We start from the raw sequence: 24,119 nt of genomic DNA, 5'->3' as shown, positions 1-24,119 counted from the left end.
GGTTGAGATCAGCAGCTGGTCTCGATTTGCCGAGATGTTGTTGCTGGCTAAAACGAAGTCAATCGACTGATCAGGAGTTGTCTCTCTCTCGTCGTGAACTCATTGCCGGTGCGGGACTGGCCGGGCTGAGCAGCTTGGCTTTGCAACACACTGGCCAGGCATCCCAGTCGCCTCCGCCTGACCAGGTTGATGTCGTCGTCGTCGGCGCAGGTTTATCCGGCCTGGTCGCCGCACGCCAACTGCGGCAGCAGGGCTTGCGTGTTCACATCCTGGAAGCCAGAAACCGTACCGGCGGAAGGATGATCCGCCAGACAACCCGGACTGGAGCCGTGATTGATCTGGGCGGCCAATGGGGCGGCGAAACGCACCATCGATTTGAAACGTTGGTGAACGAGCTGGGAATCGAACGGTTCCCCAGCTACTACGACGGCCAGGGTGTGCTGGTTTGGGACGACAAGCGGGTGGTGGCCGACATGGCCAAGAAGCCCTCCAACAGTGTGCTGCTGTTTGAAGGAGATCAGATCCAACAACCAGCAGAGCAGATCGCCAAAGCGAAAGCGGCGATGCAGGCCTTTCGCGCCATCGCCCAATCAGTGGATCCAGCCCGACCCTGGACAGCACCCAACGCAACCGAACTGGACCACACAACCATCCGATCGTGGTGCGAGAAGAACAGCGCTTCGAGACTGAGCGACTTCGAACTGGAATGGCTCTCCGTTGTCGGAGGTTCCGGAGGCTTTGACCCCTGGGATGCCTCCATCCTTCATTTGGCCTGGACGCAGTCCGTTGCGCCTCAGGACGAAGCACCTGAATCCTGGTTGCTGAAAGGGGCGGCCGGTCAGGTCGCCGAGCGACTGACCGCCGAACTCAATCCCTTCATCAGCCTGAGTTCTCCGGTGCACGTGATCGAACAACAGGACAATGGCGTTGTCATCGGGTTTGAAAGCGGGCGGAGGATTTCAGCGAAGAGCGCCATCGTCGCCATTCCTCCTCCGCTGCGTCAGCGCATCACCTTCAGCCCCGATCTGCCGGCAGAAACTCGCTCGTTCCTGCAGCGCAGCCCGATGGGATCGATGATCAAGGTGTTTGCGATCTACAAGTCGGCCTTCTGGCGTGAGAAGGGACTCAACGGCTTCGGCGTTGGCAATCTGAAGACCCTGGAACTCACGGCTGACAGCTCCTTGCCGAGCGGCACGCCGGGAATCCTTGCCAGCTTTGTGACCGCTAGTGCAGCTGTTGCCTTCCAGCAGATGAGCGCCAAGCAACAACGCCAGGCCGTTCTCGATGATCTGAAGATGTACTGGGGTTCAGAGGCCGGGGAACCTGAGGAACTGATCGTGCAGAACTGGAACCAAGAAACCTGGTCCAGCGGTGCCTTCACCAGTTTCGTAACCCCCGGAACATGGACTACCTATGGCCAGGGTTGGCAACAATCCCATGGGCGGGTGCACTGGGCTGGAACCGAGGCCTCAAGCCGCTGGCCTGGCTACTTCGAGGGCGCCATCGAAGCTGGAATCCAGGCCTCGGCCAAGGCAATGGCCCAGAGCTGAGCTGGTCAGGTCAGGTCTGCGATCAGGTCAAAACAGCCGTCAGGTCAAAACAGCCGTCAGGTCAGGACAGCCGTGGCCTGACGCGCAGCCACCAGGCCCGCCTCAATCGCCCCTTCAAAATATCCAGGCCAACGGGTGGACTGTTCCGTGCCAGCCCAGAACACCCGGCCGTGGGGCTCCTGCCAGGTTGATCCGTAGGCCGTCCAGGCCCCTGGATTGCGGGTGATGCCATAACCCCCAGTGATCCAGGGGTCTTCTGTCCAGCGCTTGATCACAAGCTCGAGAGGTTGGGCGGCCTGCGGTCCCCAAAAGATCTCAAGATCCCGGAGAACAAGCTCGCGCTGCTCTCGATCACTCAATTGGCTGAAACGACCGATCTGCTGACCTGACACAAAACTGGCGAGAATCCCAGGCCGGCCGGACGGTGGGCAGGCATCGGCCGTTTGCTCGAGAACGGACAGATTGCCGGAAGCAGCACCACAAAAGCCCTGATCACGCCAAAAAGCGTTGGGATAAATCGCCAGAACTTTCCACTTCGATGGCATCGGTGTGCGCTGCATCAGCTGCACAAAACGCGGGGGTAGAGGCGGCTGGAACTGAATCTGCAAACGCGTGACGGGTGGGATCGCCACGACAGCTGACGTCGCCTTAATCGTTTGACCATCGCCGTAGGTGACGGTGACCCTCCCCTTTGTCTCGCGAATCGATGAAACGGGGGCGTTCAAGAGGACATCAGAACCAAGCTCAGCAGCCAGACGCTTGGCAACCTCGCCGGCACCGCTGTACAGCAGCCACTCTTCAGGGGTGTCCCTGGTGGTGAGACGGCCATCGTCCAGCACAGATGCAGCATCGACGCTTCATAGGGCTCAAACACTTGCGCCCCACCACCACGGCAAATCCAACCAAACATCCAGATCGCCAGCGGTGAGGCGCCCTGTTCGGACAGCCACTGGGACACGGGAAGTGCATCCAGGGCTGCGGCGTTCTGGGCTGTCCAGGGCTGTTCCGGTGGGATGGTTTCAGCAATCGCCAGCATCGTCTGCCAGAGCCTTAGAGCCGCCTGCTTCTCCGACTCCGGCAGGTCGATGTCGTCAGGGTTAGAGAAACCGATCGACCTCTTGAAGGAATGAAAAGATCAGTGGTCACGGATTGACCGTTCCAGTGGAAAACCCCTTTCCCGTCGTAATAGGAGGGATAACGCTTCATACCGAGCTCATCCGTCAACGCGGCAAAGCGGTGGTGCGTTTTGCCGCCCCACTGGCCGCCTAGATCGACCACGCCACCCCCAGGAACCGCCTGATTCACCATCCGACCACCAATCCGGGGTTTCGCTTCCAGAAGCAGCACGCTGCGTCCTTGCTGTTTGATCGCACGTGCTGCGATCAAACCCGACAGCCCGCCACCAATCACCACAACGTCAACGGAGGTACCTGAACGCACTGCCTTGGCTTGGGCGCTGCTCCCAACAAGGGCGGCACCAGCTGCAGCCGTAGTGGTTAGGAGCGACCGCCGGGACAAACGCATCGCAGATCTGGGGGAGAAGAACCCAGATCATGCAGTGAATCAATGAAATATGAGGAATTCGTTTGGATGCCTCCATAAGCCTTCAGCGGAGACTTCGCCACATCCAGCCGGACTGCATGCCAAAAAGATCGTTAAAAAACCTGAGTATCTTCACTTATTTTCAGTCTCTCAGCGCCAGAAAATAGCAACCTTGGATGCCGATTCCCGCGCAGATCTTTCGATTCTTGGTGGAACCCAGCCAGCGCACATGTGCTGCTGTTGAATGAAACCAACTCCTCTTGTGAAGGTCGCTGCATGACCACGACCCTGACGCGGCCATCGGACGGTGAAGGCAGTGTGCAGGTCCATCAGGACCCAGCGCTGAACATCCAGGAGGAAACCCTGGTGATCGCCGTCTACGGCAAAGGTGGGATCGGTAAATCCACCACGTCATCCAACCTGTCTGCTGCCTTTTCAAAACTGGGCAAGCGGGTCCTCCAGATCGGATGTGATCCCAAGCACGACAGCACCTTCACCCTCACCCACAAGATGGTGCCGACGGTGATCGACATTCTGGAAGAGGTCGACTTCCACAGCGAAGAGTTGCGACCGGAAGACTTCGTGTTCACCGGCTTCAACGGTGTGCAGTGTGTTGAAAGTGGTGGCCCACCAGCTGGAACAGGGTGTGGGGGCTATGTGACCGGGCAGACGGTGAAGCTGCTCAAGGAACACCACCTGCTGGAGGACACGGACGTGGTGATCTTCGATGTTCTCGGCGATGTGGTGTGCGGCGGCTTCGCAGCCCCCCTGCAACATGCGAACTACTGCCTGATCGTGACGGCCAACGACTTTGATTCAATCTTCGCGATGAATCGAATTGTTCAGGCGATTCAGGCCAAGGCCAAGAACTACAAAGTGCGTCTCGGTGGTGTCGTCGCCAACCGCTCAGCGGACACGGATCAGATCGACAAGTTCAATGCCCGCACCGGTTTGCGCACCATGGCCCACTTCAAGGATGTGGATGCCATCAGACGCTCACGCCTGAAGAAGTGCACCATCTTTGAAATGGACGATGACGATGAAGCAGTCCAAGCTGTCCGCGAGGAGTACCTGCGCCTCGCCCAGAACATGCTGGACAAGGTTGAGCCGCTGGAGGCCACATCTCTCAAGGACCGAGAGATCTTCGACCTGCTGGGCTTTGACTGATTAAAGGCCCACCAGCCGAAGCGAGAGGTCCCACACCCGTTGGGCCGTCTCAGGATCGGTGGCTTTCTCTGAGAGTTCCTGGCTGAATTGCAGACCATCCTTGGTCTGGCGATTGCCCCAGCTCCAGTGGACTCCGGACTCCGCGAAATCCGGATCAGCAACCACCTGGGCCACGCGCTCGCCAGCCAGGGCCTGAGAGACATAGCCACCTGTGATGTTCTTCTGGAACCAGGGGAAGATGGTTTGAAACGCCTTTGGCGTGTTGCGGAACAACGGCGTATCGGCAACGCAGCCCGGATAGAGAGAGGTGAATGAGATCCCCGTCTCCGTATGCAGACGCCTGTGCAGTTCCTGGGTGGTGATCATGTTGCACAGCTTGCTGTCTTTGTAAGCCTTGCCGGGCTTGAACCCCTTACCGCTGGCCATGCTGATCGGATCCTGAAAGCCCGCTTCAAATCCGGAGAGGTCTCCGAGGTCAGCCGGCGCAGGGATCGGGATCTTGCCGCCCAGCTCCTTGGAATTGGCCGTCACCGTGCCAAGGATCACGACACGTCTGGAGGGGTGGCTGGAAACCTTGATCCGATCCATGAGCAGCTGAATCAGCAGGAAATGACCGAGGTGATTGGTCGCCATCGAGATCTCGTAACCCTGCGGTGAGCGCTCCGGTTGCTTCAACTTCGGCTTGTATACAGCGGCATTGCAAAGCAGTGCATCCAACGAAGCTGGCAGCTCAGCAACGGCGTTGCGAACACTGTCCAGGTCACCAAGATCCATCAGCACATGGGTCAGCCGCTGCTTGGGAAGATCCAGTGCATCGGCGGCTGCGGCAGCACGCTGAGGGCTTCGGTTGGCTGTGATCACCGTCCACCCCTGGTTCACGAGGGCACGGGTGGCGTTGAGACCAACCCCCGACGTTGTACCCGTAATCAGAACAGTCCCGGTGGTCCCCATCTGGCCAGGCGATTGAAGGGAGTCAGTCTGCCGTTCAGCAGCACCGAGCTCCGATGGCGGTCACGAATCTCAGCGCCAGATAATCCGCACGCGATTCGGAGCGATCCACTGGTCCTGCTCTCCGAGAAGCCGCTTCTCACCACCGATGCTGAACAAGCGGTCAAACCGCTGTTGGAGCGATTGCAATTTGGCCGTCTCCACGGTCACAACAGCGTCGATTTCTCCGTGCCGGTCCAACCGCTCCTGGTAAGCACCCGACAAACGAACGATGCTCACGCACCCCAATAGCACCAGCCCCAACTTGACGGCCAGAGCCATCACACTGCAATGCAACTCCCGTTGATCCGTCTGCTTCTGGATCGATGCCGCCAGGGTGGCGGCATCGACGGCTGACGATGATGGTCGTGGCGCAGTTGACGCAGCCAACAGCTGAAGACAGAGTCCCGCTTCTAACGCAGCGGACCTGAGCTGCCAAGGCTTTGATTCACCGTTTGGCAGATCAGGCTTCGTACAAGCTGATCGACAGCCTGAGGGCCAGCACCGCAGCATGGGCAGCGACCACAAGAGCGATAAAAATCTCAGGCGAAGTGAGGGCGGTGTCCATGGAAACGCATGCTGGAAACGACCTCATTGTTCTTCACAGACACCGCGACACGCCATCATTCGCAAAGGCCTGTCACACCAGACCATGGATCCGGTTCTGATCAAAGCCGCAGCCATCCGGCAACTGGACCTCAGCCCGCTGGCCGCCAGCATGGAAGCACCCCTGAACGACCTGCTTGATCTGGGCCCAGTTCTGGAGCTGCGGTTTGACTGGCCCCGTGATCCAGAGGATCCACGAGAGCTGGCGGAATGTCCAGAGCCTCGTCTCTGGGCCCTGCGGGCAGATGCCCGGTTCCCTTGGCTGCCACTGCTGCTCGAGCGTGACAACGGCAGCCTGATTCGCCATGTGGCGATGGTGGTCCCCCACGATTTCAGCCGAACGGAAGGACTGCGTTTCGAGCCGCAGGCTTTGGAACTGTGGATCACCCACCGGTTGATGCATCTCGATGATCTCTGCCGCGCCCATGGCCGCTCAATGCGAGGCAATCTGTCCCAGATGGCTGCCGCCCTGGGCTACGAGTTGGACGACAGCTTCTGGTCGCTGCTGATCTGAACGTTCAGCCCAGCCAGAGGTGCAGGGCCCGTCGACTGCTGTCGATGGCCAGCACGATCGCCAGTCCTCTCAAGAGGCGCACCAGAAACGCTGAATCGAATTGATCAAGGCGACTTGACGTCCATCGGGCCGCCAGAGCAGCCACCCCGCCGAGGAGGAGTCCTGTCAAAGGCTCACCTGTCCCCTCATGCAGGAACTGAAGGGATGCTGCAGTGGCCGAACAAAACACTGCCAGCGTGCTGAGCCGAACAGCGGCATGAATGGGCACGCCCATTGGCCCATTCATCAAAGGGACCATCACCAAACCTCCGCCAAGACCCAACATCCCGGCGGTCCAGCCGGCGATGCAGCCCGCTCCTGCCAGAAACGGCGCCTTCTTCTCCAATTCCTCAGTTTCTTCGTCGCTTGTCACCTCCTGCTCCGGACGCACGCGCACGGCAAATGCAAGGACGACGTAAATCACCGTCTGCAGTGCGACGAGCAGCCAACCGGAAACCCCTCCTGCCAAACCGCCGAAGAGCAGAGCAGCCCCAAAGGCGGCCAGCCCAATCGCAAGGCCTGATCGCTGCGGAATCGTGCCGCTGCGCAAGTGCGTCAGGGCTCCGGAAAGGGCCGTCGGAACGATGGCGAAACTGCTGGTGGCCAGTGCCTGATGAGGTGGAAAGTCCAGCAAGAGAAGCAACGGCGCAAAAATCAGTCCGCCACCGATTCCCAAAAGACCTGCCAACCCGCCGGCGAACAGCCCCAGAGCAATCAACAAAGGGATGTCCCACCATGGCAGCTCGAGCACAGCGTCATCTCGATCAGGATCTCCAGCATGACGAGCGATGGGGCAACTGGACGATTCCTGCCAACGCTGTGCAGCGATGGGCACGAGCAGATGGCGATCGACACGCTGTTACTGGAGCGCAGCCACACCACTCCGATTCTCCGCTTCTATCGCTGGAGCGGCCCCTGGCTGTCGCTAGGACGGCACCAAAAACACTGGCCCCTTCACTGGAATGACTTAGCCAACGCCGGGCGTTTGTCTCTGGTGCGCCGGCCCAGTGGAGGCCGAGCAGTTCTGCATTCCGGTGGCCTCACCTATGCCTTGATTTGGCCGCAAGCACCACGACGACGGCATGAGGCCTACCGAGAAGCCTGCCAGTGGCTGATCGATGGCTTTCAACAGCTAGGGGTGCGTCTCCACTTCGGCGATCAAGCAGCCCTGAACGAGGGAATCAACTGTTTTGCCCGCTCCACAGCGGCCGATCTGGTCGACGACGGCGGGGTCAAACGCATCGGCAGTGCCCAGCGCTGGCTGCACGGGCGGCTTTTGCAACACGGTGAAATCTTGCTCGATCCTCCCGCACCGCTGTGGCAGGACGTCTTCGGAGAAGATGCCCCCGCCGCCGCTCCCGCTTCGATTCCCCGCGCTGGTCTGGATCGATATCTACAGGGATCGCTGCAGCGAAACTGGTCGACGCTGGCGTGGCAGGAACAGGGCCTGGACGCGCAGGAACGTCAAGCGCTTTCGCGGGCCAGATCAGACTCGGATGCCTGCATGGTCTCCACCACCTGAGGAAGCATGACCAGACCCAGTGGGTAAGCATTCTGCTTGCGAGCCTCCTCAAGAATCGGTGGTGGGAGGCGAACGCCCAGTTTCTGTAGAACGGCTTCCCCGACATCCATACGATCAATCGTCCCGGACGGAAGCCCAGCGGGGCTGAAAACCAACAAGCGCCCGTCAGGAGCCTGCTCCAGAGCCTTCACCGCTTGCCAAAGTGGGGCCTTATCGGCAATGGATGGCAACTGGTCCAGGGGTTTCAGGTGATCTTCAAGACTCTGCCGGTCCCATTGCTGAACTGGCAGATCGCGCAAAGGCTGATCATCAACCCATCCGATCCAGCGACCGGCTCGACAGATCAGGATCCAGTCCTGGCCACGCTGGCCCTCAGCATCCTGGAGCCGAATCTGGCTGAGCCGTCTCAGCGGTTGATCAGACTCAAGGACGCGAAAGCGACGGCTGGTTGCCTCGGACACGGAGACGTCCTGAAGCACCTTCTGCAACACCAGCATCTGGGTCTGACCTCGATTGGCCCCCAGCCCAAACCACCCCAACAGCATCAGCCAGAGACCACCGCCACTTTTGGCGACCAAAAACAGGTAAAGCCCGAGAACAATTGCTGTTAGGGCCAGAGCCCGACCCGACGCTGTGGCGACCTGCACGCCGCGACTTCGGCTACCTGTGAACTGCCAAACGAGTGATTTCAGGATCAGGCCCCCGTCCAAGGGGAGACCAGGCAACAGGTTGAACAACGCCAGAACCAGATTGAGGCCTCCCAGCTGGCTGCACAAATTGGCCAGCAGGGGATTGACCGATTGAATCGAAGGGGCTGACAGCAGAAGGAGTCCGGCCAAAACAAGGCTCACAAGGGGGCCAGCCGCCGCCACCCGCAGAGAGCCCATCGCGGTGCTGCATTCCTTCTCAACCCTGGCCACACCGCCCATCAAGAACAGGGTGATGCTGCGGACTTTCACTCCCTCATGAAGAGCCACAAGGGAATGCCCCAGTTCATGCAGGAGAACGGAGACGAACATCAACAGTGCGGTCAGCAGTCCGATCCCCCAGGTCACTCCAACGGCCAGCCCTGCGCCGACACCTGCCGACAACTGAGCCTGGAACATCACCGTGGTCAGCGCGAGAATCACAAACCAGCTGGGGTGAACCCTCAGGGGGATTCCGCGAATCTTGAGTAGCTCCCAGCCCTCTCCCACGTCAGTATCCGTTTGTTGTCGCCTGAGCGACGATTCCTACCCGATCCTAGGGAGGGCACACGTTGATCTCCTTGCGCGAAAACCGATCCAAGCCCGCCGTGAAAATCTGCGGCATCACGGATCCTGAGCAAGCCCTCTCGATCGCAGCTATCGGTGCTGATGCCATTGGCGTGATCGGTGTCGCCGGAACGCCGCGGTTTGTTGCAGAGCCACTGCGCCGAGAGATCTTTAAGGCTTTGGAGCAGAACGCAAACGACGTTCAACGGGTCTGGGTTGTGGCCGACATGGATGACGATTCGCTAGACGCTGCTCTCGAGGGCGAGGGAACTCCGACGGTGGTTCAGCTGCACGGAGGTGAGTTGCCAGAGCGGTGCATGGCTCTGAAACGACGGCATCCTCGGGTGAACTGGTGGAAAGCCCTGCGGCTGCGTTCGTCTCAGGATTTGCACAGCCTGGAGGGTTACGCGCAATCCGTTGATTCCCTGCTGCTGGATGCCTGGAGCCCTGATCAGCTGGGGGGGACTGGTCACCGTCTCTCCCTCGACGGTCTGAATACTGTTGAACTTCCCCTGCCCTGGTGGCTGGCAGGAGGAATCAGTGCTGAATGGATTCCGGACCTGCTGAATCGGGTCAACCCCGATGGCCTCGACGCCTCCAGCCGACTGGAAGACTTTCCGGGCAGAAAAAATCTTGAGAAGGTCAGAGATTTAATCGAAGCCGTAAAACAGAACAGTTGAAGTTGAGCCCCTAAACGAGAATCAAAACCAACTGTTCAGGCTGTGATCTAGCCATCAATCACGGGAAGGGATCAGGTGCTCAGCAAAGCTTCCTGTTGACGCACGAGCTCGAAGAATTCCTGCTTGAGGCTCGAATCGTGTCGAAAATCTCCGCGCACAACGGAGTTAACCATGCTGGTTTGAGGCTCTCTGACACCTCTCCATTTCATGCAGTAGTGCTGCGCTTTGATAATGATGCCAAGACCTTGGGGCTCGCAGAGTTTCTCAATTTCATCGGCCAGAATCATGACGGCCTCTTCCTGGATATGAGGCCTTGAGAACACCCAATCCGCCACACGGGTGAATTTAGAAAGACCAATCACACGGGAACCGGGTTTGATACCGATCCAGCAGTTACCCATGATCGGCACCAGATGGTGGGAACAGGCTGAGCGCACTGTGATCGGACCAACTGTGTAAATCTCATCCAGCCGCTTCACGTTGGGGAAGCTGGCCACCTTGGGTTGATGGTGATAGCGGCCCTTGAACACCTCGTGGAGGTACATGCGAGCAACTCGCTCAGCAGTCTCATGGGTGTTGTGATCATTGTCGATATCGATCACCAGGCTGCGCAACAGCTCCCGAACTCTGTCAGCCACCTCAACTTCGAGCTGAGCCAGCTCTCCTGGCTCGATCTGGGCAGAAATGTTGTCGTTCGCGAGGAAGGACACCCCCGCTTCCCTGAGGCGCTCTTGTATACGAACGGAAATTGCTGTGTTCAGGCTTGATGCATTTGCGTTTGCAGCGCTTTTTGCATGGCCGTTGCCGTTGCCATTGCCATTGCCGTTACGGGCAGCGCCATTGGAGACGAATGGGACGGTAGATGTCATTAGGAGTCTTCAGAAGGCGCCGATGGACGGCATCAGGGTGAGGTCTTCGATGACCTGATTGGTGGGCTGCTGGGCCAAGTGCACAAGGGCACTTGCTGCTTGATCGACCGTGAGCATGGCACGACGATCGAAATCACTTTGTACGGTTTCTTCGTCCCAGAGGGATGAATCCACAGCACCAAGGGTGAGGGTGCAGGCACGAACGCCGTGGGTCCGCTCCTCAGCAGCCAGGCAACGGGTGAAGCGCACCAACGCAGCTTTGGTGACGCTGTAGGCCCCCCACTGCGGAAATGCATTGTGTGCAGCGTGGCTGCTGACGTTGATCACCAGTCCGCCTTTCGAGCGCATGGATGGAACAACGGCTGAACACACCTGCATGACGCTGGTGAGGTTGAGCTGAAGCAACCATTGCCATCGATCCAATGGCATAGCCAGTAGATCCCCCGTGTAGGCAGCACCGGCATTGTTGATGAGCACTGAGGGCGTATTGCCCTGGCTCAGCAGCCGGGCCATCGCCGATGCAATGGCGTCCGGATCTGTGAGATCAGCTGGCTCACAGTGGATGGATCCGGACATCCCTTTGAGATTGTCCCGCAGGGCATCAAGTTGCTCTCTGTTGCGAGCGGTGAGCAGAAGGTCCCAGCCATGGGAGGCCAGGAGTTCAGCCGTGCGGCGGCCAATGCCGCGACTTGCTCCAGTAATGAAGGCTGTGGGCAAGTTGCGTCAGAAAACCCTCATACCTTAAGCAGCAAGCTCGGCCTGGTGTGACTTATTTTCAATAAAACGCCCCATTGAACGGAATTTGCGGTAACGGCCTTCTCTAAGCTGTTGGCCAGACAACAGAAGGAGCTCGGCAAGGTGACGCTCCAGTGCGGCTCTAAGGGTCTGACCAGCCTCAAGTGGCGCCCAGTTGTTGCCTCCAGAGGGTTCGGGCAGAACTTCATCCACCACCCCGAGACCCAACAAATCTGACCCTGTGATTCTCAAAGCTTCTGCAGCCTCTGGAGCCTTCCCAGCGTCTCTCCAGAGGATCGACGCACAGGCTTCAGGACTGGCGACTGTGTACACGCTGTGCTCAAACATGAGCAAACGATCGGCGACCCCGATCCCAAGCGCGCCACCCGAGCCTCCCTCGCCGATCACCGTTGCAATCACTGGAACCCTGAGTCTGAACATTTCGCGGAGGTTCACCGCAATCGCCTCACCCTGTCCTTGCTCCTCCGCCTGCAGGCCGGCGTAAGCGCCCGGTGTGTCGATGAACGTCAGGATCGGCAGCCGAAATCGATCGGCATGATCCATCAGGCGCAAGGCTTTGCGATACCCACCCGGCGTGGCCATACCGAAATTCCTCGCCACATTTTCTTTCGTGTCTCGACCCTTCTGGTGCCCAATCAGCAGCACGGGCTGATCGCCCAGACGCCCCACACCTCCAACGAGGGCCTGATCGTCATTGCCGCGGCGATCACCATGCAATTCAATCCAGTCGTCGCAGAACATCTGGATGAAATCCAACGTGCTGGGCCGATGGGGGTGTCGAGCCACCTGAATTTTCTGGGCCGGTGTGAGCCCCTGGAAAATCTCCTGACGGCGGCGTTCAGCCAAGGTTTCGAGCTGGAGCAGCTGCTGACTGACATCCACCTCGGAATCGCGGGCCAGCTGGCGGATCTGATCGATCTGTTGCTCCAGCTCCACCAGAGGCTTTTCAAACTCGAGCAGGGGGCGTCGGGGCATGGCGGCGGAATCAGGCGGCGGCGGCGTGGAGCTTGGGCTGCAGGTTGAGGGTTGAAAAACCGTGGCGAACAGAGGCCGCTCCGATGAAATCCATCTTCTCGAGAGTGATGTTGTTTCTCCCCCAGCTGAAATTTGTGTGGCACTGCTCGAATTCAAGCAGCATGGCCTCTGCGAAGCAGGCGAACATCTGCCGTTGGGGCTTCTCCATCTCGGCAAGTTGCATCATTGACCAGCCGATATCCCGACAAAACTCGACGATGCCGCCCTTGAGGACACGGATGTCACCTCCGGCGACCTTGGCATCCAGATTCTTCGGGTAGCCACCATCAATCATCAGACAGGGCTTGCGAAGGCGTTCGTGATCGATGTGGAGTGTTCGCGGCATGCTGGCCACCCAAACCACCACATCAGCCTCCGGCAATGCCTCGTCCAGGCTGAGAACACGCCCTCCACCAAGTTCCTGCTGGAGATCGACCAGAGGTTGTTGCTGGCGGGCAACGAGAAGCAGCTCTCCCACGCCGGTGCGAGCCGTGAGCCATCGACAGACCGCACTACCAATATCACCTGTGGCACCCACAACCGCCACTTTGGCTTTTTTCAAATCGATGCCAAGGGACGGAGCATTGTTTTCAACCTGGCGACAAATCACCCAGGCTGTATGGGTATTGCCTGTGGTGAACCGCTCCCATTCCAGAGTAGTGCTCCGGACGGTTTTGTGTTGAAGCAGGTTGAAATTCTCGAAAATAATTGAAGTGAATCCGCCGAGAGCCGTGATGTTGATGCCCTTTTTCTGAGCCAGCTCCATGGCGTTCAACACCTTCCGCCGTGCCGTTTTGAAACGGCTCAGCATCTCCGGCACGAAACATGAATCGATATAGGCACCCTTGATGCGGGTTCCGACAGGACTCGTCATCTCGACATGCTCAACCAACTGGGGAGGAGCACTGCACCAGACATCCAGATCACCTTCCGCGATGTGGTCGAACCCGAGCTCCTGCGCCTTGCGGCGGGCTGCCTCGAAACTCGTGGAGTGTCCGATCAGACCAAACATGCCGCGCGATGAAAATCCATGGGACAAGTCCCGACCGCCCATGCTCCCATGGCGGGAGCAATGGCGCGTACGTGCCCCTTGGGGAACCGGTTTAAAACCGGCCGTATGGGATCAGACCGACAAGGCTGCAGCAGCCATCCGGGCAATGTCCCTCGAGCTGAAGCCGATTTCAGAGAGTGCTTCCTGGTAGGCGATCAGGAAGTCCTCGATCAGATCCTCCTTTTCCATGTGAAGCACTGCAGCATCAGCAGACACCTCCTCAAGCATCGAGCGGATCAGTGGCAGGTTGGCCTTGTTGGCTTCGAAGAGCTCGTCCTTGCTGGCTTCGAAATTGGCTTTCAACCACTCCTGCCCGTAGTTGAGATGGGTGTATTCATCCTTTACCACCCCCTCGGTGATCTTGCGGGCAAAAGGATCAGCAACGGGGATATAAATGTGATAAGCCGAGATAGCAAAAGCTTCAATCAACAACGCCTGAATGAGCAGGCAGGTAACAACCTTGCCCTCCTTCATTGCAGCCTGAAAATTTCCGTGCAGGGGTTCGAAGAATGTTTTGGCGAACTCCATGTCGGCTTTGACGCCGAGATTGCGTCCACAGGAGGTGAAGCCCTTCATGTGCTTCATCTCCATGCGAGCGAGCTTATTGAGCTCATCAGCCTGATCGGGAATCAGTGTTCCCAGTGAGATGTAGTTGTCATGAGCCTCCTGCTCACCCTCGATGACAATGGCGTTGATGCGGCTGTATGCATCCTTGTAAGCCGCGGTTGTGAAGTCCGGCAGCGCATCCTGGCCCTCCATCACAGCAGCCACAGGTGCATTGAGGGTCGTCATAGAACGGAGCTCACCACGTTTTGTGGATCCGAGAATAACCAGCATTCCTTAACTCTTGGACCTCAGGGTTCTCAGTTCAGGACGCGTCTGTTCTTTTCATCGGTGGCCAATCGGAATTCAGAAGCGACTCCAGGAGCCCATGCCAGTGGGCCACAAGTCTGTTTTCAAGGGCTTCACCGAGCTCTTCGGAGGATCCCCGGCTGTCACCGATCACCCCTGTCTCACTGAGATCCGACGTCAGCCAGGCGCAAGGAGCTGCACCCTCAAGGGACCATCCTTCCGGAGCCTGAGGAACGGGCCCGGGCGCTGAGAGACCATCCACAGGACGGTCTGGACCCACGAGTTCGGGGGCGAGATGCAGCATCAGGCTGGTCTCAGCAAGGCCGGCATGGAGCCCCTGCTCAAGTTCCACCTGAGGCAAGAGCGTTTCGAGACCATCAACTCCGCTCCAGATGAAACAGGGCAGGACGGCCATCGACGGGGCCAGACAACGCAGCTGGCGAGCTGCCACCTGAAGGAGAGCGATCTGTCCGCCATGGGCGTTGAACAACACCAGCCGCTGGAATCCCATCGCAGCCAACTGCGAGCCGACGCTCTGCAGCAGATGAATCAACAGGTCCGCAGGCAGGCTGAGGGTGCCTGGGAAATCGCCATGCTCTGGTGAGAAGCCGATTGCCTGCACCGGTAAACGCCAGATCGGACAATCCGGGGGCAAACGATTCAGGACTTCGTCAAGAATCCTGTCGGCGAACAGGGCATCCGTGATCAGAGGCAGCTGGGGCCCGTGCTGTTCACAGGCCCCCAGAGGCCAGATCACGGTTGAACCCGGTCGTCGTCCTGCGGCCGCCGCCTTGGGCTGGCTCAGGCGTTCGAAGCGGCGATCGGGCCGATTCATCAATGCTGGCCAAGGAGTAGTCATTCTCGCCCTGACTGTCAGACTGGTCGATCGATGACCCCGATTGGTCCATGGCGTCAGCCGGCAGTCCGCAGCCCAACAGGCCCAAGCCAGCGAAACCGGCTGTCGATACGACCCGTAAGCCGCTGCAGGTGATGCAGATCAATCGGCGGCAGGAAGAACAGGAGCGTCTCGAGCGCGAAGCTGCTGAAGCCAGAAAGGCTGCCGAAGCCGCTGCTGAGAAGGCCCGCAAACTCGAGGAGGCTGCCGGACTGACAGCGCCGACGCGGCCGTCCGATGGTTCAGCGACGGACTCCTCTGGCGATGAGGAGCTTTTTGATATGGGCGCCATGGACGGCATGACCATGGCTGATCTGCTCGGCGCGCCGGATCAGAAGCCCTCCCGGCGGGACGATCCAGGGGGGCCGAGAAGTGTTGATGATTTCGACTTCGATGAGGATGCCTTTCTGGCAGCCCTTGATGAAAACGAACCGGTTGGCACCACTGGAGAAGTGGTCAAAGGCAAGGTGATCGGGCTGGAGAGTGATGGTGTTTACGTGGATATCGGGGGTAAGGCTCCTGGGTTCATGCCCAAGAGCGAAGCGGGCCTTGGTGTCATTACCAACTTCCGCGAGCGCTTTCCAAAGGGTCTCGAGGTGGAGGTGCTGGTCACCCGCGAGCAGAACGCTGATGGGATGGTCACCATCAGCTGCCGTGCGCTGGCCCTGCGCAAGAGCTGGGACAAGGTCAAGGAGATGGAAAAGCAGGGCCTTGTCGTCCAGGTGATCGTCAACGGCTTCAACCGCGGGGGTGTCACCTGCGATCTCGAGGGATTGCGGGGCTTCATCCCCCGCTCCCAGCTCCAGAACGGTGAGAACCATCAGGAGCTCGTCGGCAAAACGCTTGGTGTCGCCTTCCTCGAGGTGAACTCGGAGACCCGCAAACTTGTGCTCTCCGAAAAACGGGCTGCCACGGCTGCCCGTTTCCAGGAACTGAAGGTCGGCGAGTTGGTTGAGGGTCAGGTCGCTGCGGTCAAGCCCTATGGGCTGTTCATCGACCTTGGCGGTGTCAGCGGTCTGTTGCATCAGTCCGTGATCACCAATGGCAGCCTGCGCTCCATCCGTGAGGTCTTCGATCAGGGGGACCGGGTGAAGGCGATGATCACCGAACTGGATCCTGGCCGTGGCCGGATCGCTCTGAACACCGCGCTGCTGGAGGGTCCACCAGGGGAGCTGCTGGTGGAGAAAGAAAAGGTGATGGCGGAGGCGGAAGATCGCGCCGCACGTGCCCAGAGCGTGCTTCAGCAACAGGAACAGGCTGCTGAATGAGATCCCCTGCCAAGACTGGGACGGACTGGGAGCTCGACTTCTACTCCCGTCCGATCCTCCAGGAGGACGGACGCAAGCGCTGGGAACTGCTGATCACGACAACGCCACCGGCTTTCGGCGATGGAAGCCTTTTCCAATTCGTGCGGTGCTGTCCCTCCGGTGAAGTGAATTCGCTGTGGCTGGCTGCAGCCCTGAACGAGGCCGTCGCCGATGCTGAAAGCCAGGGATGGGGGCGACCGCTTCGGCTGCGGTGCTGGCGAAGCTCCATGCGCACGATGGTTCAACGGGCGGCCGCTGAGCTCGATCTCGAGATGATTGCCAGTCGGCGCACCTACGCCCTGCTCGATTGGCTCACGGAACGAGAACAACTGGTTTATCCCCAAGAGAAGGGATTCATGGCCGGCCCACTCGCCCCACCTCCCGCAACGGTGCCTGCTCCCCCAGTACCGCTCCCTGAAGCCGCCCAGGGTGATGCCTGGAGCTGGGCAGCACTCCCGGCGGGACTGCTGCGGGAAGCCAAAAGCTGGCCGATGGATTTCAGCGGCCTGATCCCTGTCCCGGACGACATTGACGATGACGCGTCCGTTCCCGGCCTGCGCCTGTTCAGCCAGTCCAGAGCCTTGGCGGTTGCGGGATGGCTGGGAGGTCTTGAGCCGGTGCGGCTGATGCTGGACCGACGGCAGCTTGTTCTGGAAGCTGGTCAGGACGACCGATGGCTCGTGAGTGATCTCGAGGCGAATGCCGCCAACGACATCGACATGGCGTTCACAAAAGCCAGGGAGCAGGTGAAAGGGCTCCAATTCATTGCCATCCAGACCAATCCTGAGGAGCAGTCGTTCGCCGGCTTCTGGATGATGCGTGATGTGCCCATGCTTTGAGGATCTTGACCTCCAGCGACCCGTTCCAGCGACCAGACAGCAGCTTCAACACCCTTGATGGCTGGACATGGGTGGGGTGTTATGGCGGCTACTACCTGCAGTCCGATCTGCTGACGGAAGAGGGGTTCGAGCATGGCTTCTTCACTCGCCTTTGGCATGGCCGCGGGCCTGATGAGCTGGTTGGCTACATCAGCGCCGGGGTGAGCGTGCACAGGCCTCAACAGATCCACAGCGGACTTGTGCTGAACGCCAGCGAGGCATCCCAGGCACCATGGCCGGAGGCGGACGGATTGATCAGCAACCGTGGCGGTCAAAGCCTCTGGGTCTGCGGGGCCGATTGCACGCCGGTGCTGATCGCTGACCCTGGCACCGGGCATGCGGCCGCATGCCACGCCGGCTGGAGAGGCGTGGCCGCGAGGATCTTGCCCGAAGCAATCCAACGTCTTGAAAGGCTCGGTGCGAAACGAGAAACCATGCTGGTGGCCCTTGGACCGGCCGTAAGCGGCGAGCGTTACCAGGTTGGTCAGGACGTGGTGGATGCCATCTGCGACAGCCTGAACCAAGAGGCTGAGGACCGCCCGAAACGCATGGGAGAGCTTCGAGAAGCCGGTTCATTACTGGAGGATCAAGGGCCAGAGAAGCACCGCCTCGACATCCGTGGTGCAGCAACGCAGCAACTTCTTGCGGAGGGACTACCGCACGAGCGGATCGCCCAATGCCCGTTCTGCACGCACGCACACCCTGAACTCTTCCACTCCTGGAGACGTGATCAGGTGAAAGCTGTCCAGTGGAGCGGGATCGTGAGTCAGGCCGCGATACCAGCACCATCGAGCAGCTGAAGGGCGAGGGCTTCCGCAGCCCGGATGCCATCAATCCCCGCCGAGAGGATTCCGCCGGCATAGCCAGCCCCCTCCCCAGCAGGAATCAATCCATGCGTGTTCAACGACTCCAGCTCACTGTCCCTTGCAATCCGAACAGGTGAGGAGGTCCGGGTCTCCACCGCAGTGAGAACGGCATCGGGGTGGTCATATCCCTGCAAGCGTCGTCCAAAGGCCGGTAAAGCCTCCCGAAGGGCCGAAATCAGGACGGACGGCAAAGCCGAGCCAAGGTCTGTCGGTGTCACACCCGGCTGATACGAGGCGGTAATGCTGCCGAGCTGTTTCGACGGTCGCGCCGCAAGGAAATCCTCGAGGCGCTGCACAGGGGCGGCATAACTGGAACCTCCAAGACAGAAGGCCCTCTCCTCCAGATCACGTTGCAGGGCGATCCCCGCAAGAGAGTCCCCGGGATGTCGTTCATAGGGGGCAAGGTCGTCCTGTTCGATCGAAACCACCAGGCCGCTGTTGGCATTGCGTTCATTGCGGGAGTGCTGGCTCATGCCGTTGGTCACAACCTTGCCTGGCTCGGAGGTTGCCCCCACCACGAACCCCCCGGGGCACATGCAGAAGCTGTAAACGCAGCGGCCATTGCTGGCGTGGTGAACGAGCTTGTATTCAGCGGCCCCGAGACGGGGATGCCCCGCCATGGGTCCCCAGCGAGCTTGATCAATCAAGGGTTGGGGATGCTCGATGCGAAAACCCACGGAAAACGGTTTGCGCTCCAGTTGCACACCGATCCGCTCCAGCATCAGAAAAACGTCGCGGGCTGAGTGGCCAGGCGCCAGCACGCAGTGACGGCAGGGAATCTCCTGCCCGTCTGCCATTCGAAGCCCGACCAGTTGATGGGGCTTTCCCCCATCCGAAGGAGCTAAGAGCAACCCTTCAACGCGACTGGAAAAACGCACCTCGCCGCCGAGGTCTTCAATGCGGGATCTCAGCCCACGAACCACCGTGGCGAGCTTGAAGGTGCCGATGTGGGGACGGTGCATCGTCAGGATCTCTTCACTGGCTCCGCAGGCCACCAGCTCCTCGAGAACCTTGCGGCCGTAGTGCTCAGGATCACTGATCTGGCTGTAAAGCTTGCCATCGGAAAAGGTCCCGGCACCGCCCTCGCCAAATTGCGCATTTGATTCGGGCTCGAACGGCAAACGACCCCGCCAGAAGCCAAACGTCTGAAGCGTGCGCTGTTTCACAGGTTGCCCCCGCTCAAGCAGCAGTGGCTTGAAGCCCATCTGAGCCAACAAAAGGGCTGCGAAATAGCCACAGGGTCCAGCTCCCACCACCACCGGTCGTTGTTTCAGGGACTCAGGCGAAGCCTTTGCCGTCAGCCTGTAGCGCGTATCGGGAGCCTGACGAATTTGAGCTTTGCCGCGATAACGGCGTAGCAGCGAAGCTTCGCCTTCCACCTCAACATCCACGCTGTAAACCAGCTGAATACGGTCCCGACGGCGCGCATCAATGCTCCGTTTCACCAGCTCAATCTTGTGAAGCCGCTCAGCTGGGATGCGGAGCTGACTCAGAACCTTCTGCTGAAGGGCATCGGAACTGTGATCAAGGGGGAGGCGAAGTTCACTCAGTCTCAGCATTCGATCCCATCCCCCTTACAGATCATTGGATCAGACCATCACCCCCTGATCAATCCGGCCATGGCTGAACCCGAGGGTGCCTGGCCTGGTTGCAAGCGAAAATCACTCGCCGCCGCGGGGATCCGAAGCGACTTGCCCTGCTGACGCATCTGGAAGCCTTTGCAGAGGGGGACGGGCTTTGCATCAGGGTCCACCCAACCCATCGCATCAGGGGTCCCCTCTTTTGAAAGGGGTGGTGGTGCCGTTCCGGCCAGGGCCAGAACGCGAGCAGTGTCGTAGCCGGACGCTTCGAGCAACGTGGGCTGATCTCCCCAGCGACTTTCGAAGGCTTTGGCGAAGGAGGACCAACCGTCACCGCGCGCAGCATGCCTCAGACCGAGCTGTTGCCATGGCTGTTGGGACATCTCCCCAAGCACAGTGCTGCCACTGATCCAAACCCAGTTGGGCACCGAAGGGCGTTCGATGCCGAATTCAGCCTTGCTCTGAGCATCCAGAAGTTTGCGGGCGAGGTCACCGTTTGGGTCAGCAGCAACAACCATGGTTGGAACACGGGACCAGAGCATGTCCTCAGAGAATCTCTGGAAGGCAGCGTCATCCTCTGGGTCAACGGATTGGATATCACTGCGCGTGTAGGACTTCACAGCGCCACCGCCATCGAAAAACAGCTCAACGAAGGTCTCGGCCTCCGACGATTCCAGGGAATCAGGATCCCGGACAACCATCGCCCAGTCCCAGCCGTTGCTGAGGGAGGCCGCTGCAATGGCCTTGAGATCCTCCCTGCGAGATGGGACCAGAGGCCAGAGGCGTTCGCTGCCTTCAAGGCTGGCCAGACGTCCCAGTGATCCACCGCGCTGAAAAGGCAGCAGAACACTGAGGTCCCTGGCTTTCGCCAGCCGGCCGAAGGCCCGCAGATCAGCGCCCGGCGGAGCCACAAGCAATTGCTGATCAATCTCTTTGAGGAGGACATCGGCCGGCGAGGTGTCAGGCGGGAGGCCGAGCCAAGAGGCAGCTGGCAGCGACACGGAACACGCTTTGACGCTGTCCTCGCCAATCGTGAAGCCGCGCAGGAACTGCTGACGCAGCTGCTCATCTCCTGGACCAAGCGGCAGCATCACGGTGATCCGTGGATGGTTGAGTCCGCTGGTGAGGAGTGATTGGCAACCGATCAAACTGGCGGCGATGCAAGTCCAGCTGAGCAGTGGCCATTGCTTCAGCCCTCGAGCTCCGCGTCGCAGAGTGTGCTGAAGAGCGGCAACCCTTGAAGCCGATGCAGACCTGTTGAGGGCGTCGTTGTCCTGATGATCCTCATCCTGCTCTGGAGCGGCACTGGCCTGCTGAGGGGTCATGGAAGCGAGCGGGGGAAAGGGGAAAACGAAACCAAACCCAAACAAGATAAGAAGTGCTCTCTGACTCGTCCTGGATTGTGACCAGACGTTGAACCCGCAACTGTGATGCTGATCATCAGATTCGCTCAAAAAACGACCCGATTCATGCTCATCAATCGAGTCGCCGCATGTCTTGACAAGGCTTATGGCTCAGATATCAAGCTCTTAAAGGATTTAACCTTCCCGAATGGACCTGGCTACATACAAGCGGAACTTATTTTCGATGCTTGATGTTACTCAGGAGCATCTACGACAAAGGAAGGCATAACCTAATTACGGCAAGTTTGTCATCAACAGACAACCCAAGAGGCCATGCGATCAGAACAAACAAATCCTCAATGTGACAATTCTGGGTTGATTCAACGACGGCTCACAATCATTGTTCTGAGTTCTCAGCATCTGCAGGATCTGCGCTCAACTGAGATAAACCACCCGCAAGCAGCAAGCCAATTCCGATGGCCACTGCCAAGAATCGATTATCGGAAGCAGGACCTTGGCCCCAGACGGCAGTGGCCAGAAACGCTCCCCCGAGAAGCAGACACGGCACCAGAACAATGCCCCGTGCGATGCGATTATCCGCCACTCAGGCCGTCTCCCCGGAGCAGCTATCGGAGGCAAGACCTGCTGCGATTAGCCCGGAGCTGAGATCGATCTCGGAACCGATCGGTATCACCCTTGCCACAAGCTGACCATCACTGGACCCCACAGGCCGAAGGTTCACGCGTTGACGCCGCGGCAACTGCTGCCTCAACCATTCCACAGCTTCGCCCTTGCTGTTCTCAGGGACTGCGATGCAGGGCAAAGACACTGTGTACGTGCGGTTGCGATCCCCCACCTGCAGCAGAGATGGCGTTCGAACTTGCAGCACCTCTGCGGCGCTTAGGGGTGACACACCGATCAGCAGAACAAGAAGAGCGAACAGAAGTTGACGAATCACAGAGAGGCGCCGCACTGAGGGCAAAAGCGATGCTCATGGGCCGTGATCGCTCCACAGGCTGAACAGTTGCGAGTGGTGTCCATGGCCAGTTCTGGATGGGCAGGCAGACCCACCATCTGAGCGTTGCTCTTCCCGGGGGGAACCATCGGATAGCAGTTCTCACCCCGACGAACATGGACATCAATCAGCATGGGGCCAGGCGCGGACAGGGCACGCTCCAGATCCGATTGCAAGGCATCACGGGAACTGATCTTCACGCCATCGACGCCGAAGGCGCGGGCAAGGGCGATGAAATCAGGCATGCCGTTCAACATGTCTGAGGCGGAATAGCGCTCGTTGTAAAAACTCTCCTGCCACTGACGCACCATCCCCTGCCAGTGGTTGTTGACAATCACAACTTTTACTGGGATCCCATATGCCGCCAGCGTTCCTAGTTCCTGAATGTTCATCAGGATGCTGGCATCTCCGGCAATACAGACCACCTGCTGATCAGGGCAAGCAACCTGTGCCCCCATCGCCGCTGGCATTCCGAACCCCATCGTGCCCAGACCGGCACTGCTGATCCAGCCACGGGGTCCATTGCGCAGGTACTGAGCAGCCCACATCTGGTGCTGCCCCACATCGGTGGTGACAATCGCACCTGGGGCCAGATCTCGAACGGCCAGCAACACCTCTTGGGGAAAGATCTCACCTTCTTTGGGTGGAATGGTGAGCGGATAGCGCTGCTTCCAGGCCTCAATCTGCTGCAACCAGGCATTGGTGCGAGTCTCGACCGATCTCTGCAGACTCAGTTCGACGATTCTGGCCAGGCTCAAGCGGAGGTCACCGAGCACGGCAACATCGGCCCGGCGGTTCTTGCCGATTTCTGCAGGGTCGATCTCGAAGTGGATGATTTTGGCGCGGGGAGCAAAGGTATCGAGCTTTCCTGTCACCCGATCATCGAAACGTGCTCCAACAGCGATCAGGAGATCACACTCCGTCACCGCGAAGTTGGCATATGCCGTGCCGTGCATGCCCAGCATGCCGACCGAAAGAGGATCGTTTTCATCGAAAGCACCCTTCCCCATCAGGGTTGTGGTGACCGGCAGCTGAAAGCGTTCACTCAGCAGCTTGAGGCTGTCGTGAACCCCGGCGGAAATCGCTCCACCGCCGGCGTACAGCAAGGGACGGTGGGCTTGCTCGATCAGGTCGAGCGCCGCGGCGAGTGCCGCATCATCTGGAGGTGCAGGCTGACTGAAGCCCTGCGGAATCACGGAGCCGGGCTCAACCGGCGTGTAATCGAACATCTCCTGGCCCACGTCCTTGGGCACATCGATCAACACGGGGCCGGGACGACCCGACGACGCAATCAGGAATGCTTGAGCAACGATCATCCCGAGATCCGCAGGATCTCTCACCACCCAGGAATGCTTCACGATCGGCAAGGTGATGCCGAAAATATCGGTTTCCTGGAAAGCGTCAGTCCCGATGGCGGGACGGGGAACCTGTCCGGTGATCACCACCATCGGCACCGAGTCCATCTGGGCGGTGGCGATGCCGGTGACGAGATTGGTGGCACCCGGGCCAGACGTCCCGAAACAGACCCCTACCCGTCCGGTGGCACGGGCAAAGGCATCGGCGGCATGGGTGCCCGCCTGCTCATGTCGAACAAGGATGTGCTTGACCCAACCCTGGCTTTCCGCGATATGGAGAGCGTCGTAAATCGGCAGGATGGCTCCGCCTGGGTAACCGAAAATCGTGTCGACCCCATGGCGGCGAAGGGCATCCATCAGAGCCTCTGCTCCGCTGATATGGACCGACTTCCCAGCTGCGTAACCGCCGGCAACCGATGGTGAGGAGATGAGGGTCACAGCTCACCTGGGGGAGGGATCCTTCAGGTTAAGGGCTGAT

General features: G+C 59.3%; 27 protein-coding genes. 8 read left to right on the top strand and 19 right to left on the bottom strand.

Annotated elements, in window-relative coordinates; translation table 11 throughout:
• Positions 1-77: 77 nt before the first annotated feature.
• Positions 78-1,550 (top strand): FAD-dependent oxidoreductase, encoded by a 1,473-nt coding sequence (locus SYN9616_RS14925; protein WP_051410896.1) that lies wholly within the window; start codon positions 78-80, stop codon positions 1,548-1,550.
• Between the two features lie 56 nt (positions 1,551-1,606).
• Here SYN9616_RS14925 and SYN9616_RS0101220 read toward each other — a convergent pair whose 3' ends face one another.
• The 3 genes from SYN9616_RS0101220 to SYN9616_RS0101215 are packed head-to-tail and all read right to left on the bottom strand — an operon-like array spanning position 1,607 to position 3,074.
• The gene (locus tag SYN9616_RS0101220) at positions 1,607-2,389 is read right to left on the bottom strand and encodes an FAD-dependent oxidoreductase (protein ID WP_028951505.1); all 783 of its coding nucleotides are present in this window, start codon (positions 2,387-2,389) and stop codon (positions 1,607-1,609) included.
• Positions 2,272-2,586: a hypothetical protein gene (locus SYN9616_RS16950; protein ID WP_156918615.1), complete on the bottom strand. Its 315-nt coding sequence runs from the start codon at positions 2,584-2,586 to the stop codon at positions 2,272-2,274. Before SYN9616_RS16950 ends, SYN9616_RS0101220 begins: the two co-directional genes overlap by 118 nt.
• Positions 2,587-2,600: 14 nt before the next feature.
• Positions 2,601-3,074 (bottom strand): FAD-dependent oxidoreductase, encoded by a 474-nt coding sequence (locus SYN9616_RS0101215; RefSeq protein ID WP_028951504.1) that lies wholly within the window; start codon positions 3,072-3,074, stop codon positions 2,601-2,603.
• Between the two features lie 294 nt (positions 3,075-3,368).
• On the opposite strand from SYN9616_RS0101215, the gene bchL reads away from it, so the two are divergent.
• Positions 3,369-4,259, top strand: a complete 891-nt coding sequence (gene bchL / locus SYN9616_RS0101210; protein ID WP_028951503.1) for a ferredoxin:protochlorophyllide reductase (ATP-dependent) iron-sulfur ATP-binding protein — start codon at positions 3,369-3,371, stop codon at positions 4,257-4,259.
• Here the strand turns inward: bchL and SYN9616_RS0101205 are convergent, their stop codons facing one another.
• The 3 genes from SYN9616_RS0101205 to psaM all read right to left on the bottom strand — a co-directional run bounded on the left by SYN9616_RS0101205 (position 4,260) and on the right by psaM (position 5,814).
• Positions 4,260-5,210 carry a protochlorophyllide reductase gene (locus tag SYN9616_RS0101205; RefSeq protein ID WP_028951502.1) on the bottom strand — a complete coding sequence of 317 codons (951 nt, stop codon included), beginning with the start codon at positions 5,208-5,210 and terminating at the stop codon, positions 4,260-4,262.
• A gap of 69 nt (positions 5,211-5,279) precedes the next feature.
• The gene (locus SYN9616_RS0101200; RefSeq protein ID WP_232199865.1) at positions 5,280-5,636 is read right to left on the bottom strand and encodes a hypothetical protein; all 357 of its coding nucleotides are present in this window, start codon (positions 5,634-5,636) and stop codon (positions 5,280-5,282) included.
• Between the two features lie 73 nt (positions 5,637-5,709).
• Positions 5,710-5,814: a photosystem I reaction center subunit XII gene (psaM, locus tag SYN9616_RS0101195; RefSeq protein WP_028951500.1), complete on the bottom strand. Its 105-nt coding sequence runs from the start codon at positions 5,812-5,814 to the stop codon at positions 5,710-5,712.
• A gap of 84 nt (positions 5,815-5,898) precedes the next feature.
• Between psaM and SYN9616_RS0101190 the strand changes: the two genes are divergently transcribed.
• Positions 5,899-6,366 carry a CRR6 family NdhI maturation factor gene (locus tag SYN9616_RS0101190; RefSeq protein WP_028951499.1) on the top strand — a complete coding sequence of 156 codons (468 nt, stop codon included), beginning with the start codon at positions 5,899-5,901 and terminating at the stop codon, positions 6,364-6,366.
• 4 nt (positions 6,367-6,370) lie between these two features.
• Here the strand turns inward: SYN9616_RS0101190 and SYN9616_RS0101185 are convergent, their stop codons facing one another.
• The gene (locus SYN9616_RS0101185) at positions 6,371-7,147 is read right to left on the bottom strand and encodes a sulfite exporter TauE/SafE family protein (RefSeq protein ID WP_156918871.1); all 777 of its coding nucleotides are present in this window, start codon (positions 7,145-7,147) and stop codon (positions 6,371-6,373) included.
• A gap of 99 nt (positions 7,148-7,246) precedes the next feature.
• On the opposite strand from SYN9616_RS0101185, the gene SYN9616_RS0101180 reads away from it, so the two are divergent.
• Positions 7,247-7,927: a lipoate--protein ligase family protein gene (locus SYN9616_RS0101180; RefSeq protein WP_369791914.1), complete on the top strand. Its 681-nt coding sequence runs from the start codon at positions 7,247-7,249 to the stop codon at positions 7,925-7,927.
• Here the strand turns inward: SYN9616_RS0101180 and SYN9616_RS0101175 are convergent.
• A complete protein-coding gene (locus SYN9616_RS0101175; protein WP_028951496.1) occupies positions 7,870-9,123 on the bottom strand; it encodes a site-2 protease family protein in 1,254 nt (417 codons plus the stop codon). The genes SYN9616_RS0101180 and SYN9616_RS0101175 overlap by 58 nt on opposite strands.
• Before the next feature lie 71 nt (positions 9,124-9,194).
• On the opposite strand from SYN9616_RS0101175, the gene SYN9616_RS0101170 reads away from it, so the two are divergent.
• Positions 9,195-9,860, top strand: coding sequence for a phosphoribosylanthranilate isomerase (locus SYN9616_RS0101170; protein WP_028951495.1), 666 nt, complete (start codon positions 9,195-9,197; stop codon positions 9,858-9,860).
• Positions 9,861-9,931: 71 nt separating this feature from the next.
• On the opposite strand, the gene folE is transcribed toward SYN9616_RS0101170, so the two are convergent.
• From folE to SYN9616_RS0101140, 6 genes are all read right to left on the bottom strand, one after another.
• Positions 9,932-10,729 carry a GTP cyclohydrolase I gene (gene folE / locus SYN9616_RS0101165; protein WP_028951494.1) on the bottom strand — a complete coding sequence of 266 codons (798 nt, stop codon included), beginning with the start codon at positions 10,727-10,729 and terminating at the stop codon, positions 9,932-9,934.
• Between the two features lie 9 nt (positions 10,730-10,738).
• On the bottom strand, positions 10,739-11,446 hold the full coding sequence (locus SYN9616_RS0101160) for an SDR family oxidoreductase (protein ID WP_028951493.1): 708 nt from the start codon (positions 11,444-11,446) through the stop codon (positions 10,739-10,741).
• Between the two features lie 24 nt (positions 11,447-11,470).
• Positions 11,471-12,460 carry an acetyl-CoA carboxylase carboxyltransferase subunit alpha gene (locus SYN9616_RS0101155; protein WP_028951492.1) on the bottom strand — a complete coding sequence of 330 codons (990 nt, stop codon included), beginning with the start codon at positions 12,458-12,460 and terminating at the stop codon, positions 11,471-11,473.
• A gap of 10 nt (positions 12,461-12,470) precedes the next feature.
• On the bottom strand, positions 12,471-13,511 hold the full coding sequence (locus tag SYN9616_RS0101150; protein WP_028951491.1) for a long-chain acyl-[acyl-carrier-protein] reductase: 1,041 nt from the start codon (positions 13,509-13,511) through the stop codon (positions 12,471-12,473).
• 111 nt (positions 13,512-13,622) lie between these two features.
• Positions 13,623-14,342, bottom strand: a complete 720-nt coding sequence (locus tag SYN9616_RS0101145; RefSeq protein ID WP_028951490.1) for an aldehyde oxygenase (deformylating) — start codon at positions 14,340-14,342, stop codon at positions 13,623-13,625.
• A gap of 76 nt (positions 14,343-14,418) precedes the next feature.
• Positions 14,419-15,237: a creatininase family protein gene (locus SYN9616_RS0101140; RefSeq protein ID WP_028951489.1), complete on the bottom strand. Its 819-nt coding sequence runs from the start codon at positions 15,235-15,237 to the stop codon at positions 14,419-14,421.
• A gap of 71 nt (positions 15,238-15,308) precedes the next feature.
• Between SYN9616_RS0101140 and SYN9616_RS0101135 the strand changes: the two genes are divergently transcribed.
• From SYN9616_RS0101135 to pgeF, 3 genes are read left to right on the top strand one after another with little or no spacing between them, the layout of a single operon-like run.
• On the top strand, positions 15,309-16,565 hold the full coding sequence (locus SYN9616_RS0101135; RefSeq protein ID WP_028951488.1) for a S1 RNA-binding domain-containing protein: 1,257 nt from the start codon (positions 15,309-15,311) through the stop codon (positions 16,563-16,565).
• Positions 16,562-17,443 (top strand): Tab2 family RNA-binding protein, encoded by an 882-nt coding sequence (locus tag SYN9616_RS0101130; RefSeq protein ID WP_028951487.1) that lies wholly within the window; start codon positions 16,562-16,564, stop codon positions 17,441-17,443. Before SYN9616_RS0101135 ends, SYN9616_RS0101130 begins: the two co-directional genes overlap by 4 nt.
• 5 nt (positions 17,444-17,448) lie before the next feature.
• Entirely contained in the window at positions 17,449-18,282 is an 834-nt protein-coding gene (gene pgeF, locus SYN9616_RS0101125) for a peptidoglycan editing factor PgeF (RefSeq protein WP_369791913.1), read from the top strand.
• Here the strand turns inward: pgeF and SYN9616_RS0101120 are convergent.
• The 5 genes from SYN9616_RS0101120 to ilvB form a co-directional block, all read right to left on the bottom strand.
• A complete protein-coding gene (locus SYN9616_RS0101120; RefSeq protein WP_028951485.1) occupies positions 18,249-19,907 on the bottom strand; it encodes an NAD(P)/FAD-dependent oxidoreductase in 1,659 nt (552 codons plus the stop codon). The two genes, pgeF and SYN9616_RS0101120, sit on opposite strands and share 34 nt — an antisense overlap.
• 38 nt (positions 19,908-19,945) lie before the next feature.
• Entirely contained in the window at positions 19,946-21,253 is a 1,308-nt protein-coding gene (locus SYN9616_RS14920; RefSeq protein ID WP_232199859.1) for an amino acid ABC transporter substrate-binding protein, read from the bottom strand.
• 415 nt (positions 21,254-21,668) lie between these two features.
• Positions 21,669-21,875, bottom strand: coding sequence for a GIVxVP protein (locus tag SYN9616_RS0101105; RefSeq protein WP_028951484.1), 207 nt, complete (start codon positions 21,873-21,875; stop codon positions 21,669-21,671).
• Complete coding sequence (locus SYN9616_RS0101100) at positions 21,876-22,244, bottom strand: nuclease (RefSeq protein WP_198015113.1); 369 nt, start codon at positions 22,242-22,244, stop codon at positions 21,876-21,878.
• Positions 22,226-24,079, bottom strand: a complete 1,854-nt coding sequence (gene ilvB, locus SYN9616_RS0101095) for a biosynthetic-type acetolactate synthase large subunit (RefSeq protein WP_028951482.1) — start codon at positions 24,077-24,079, stop codon at positions 22,226-22,228. Before ilvB ends, SYN9616_RS0101100 begins: the two co-directional genes overlap by 19 nt.
• Between the last annotated feature and the right edge of the window lie 40 nt (positions 24,080-24,119).

The organism is Synechococcus sp. CC9616, from assembly GCF_000515235.1.
Classification (GTDB): domain Bacteria; phylum Cyanobacteriota; class Cyanobacteriia; order PCC-6307; family Cyanobiaceae; genus Parasynechococcus.
The sequence above is the reverse complement of the archived record's forward strand: the minus strand, read 5'-3'. Positions and strand labels throughout refer to the sequence as shown.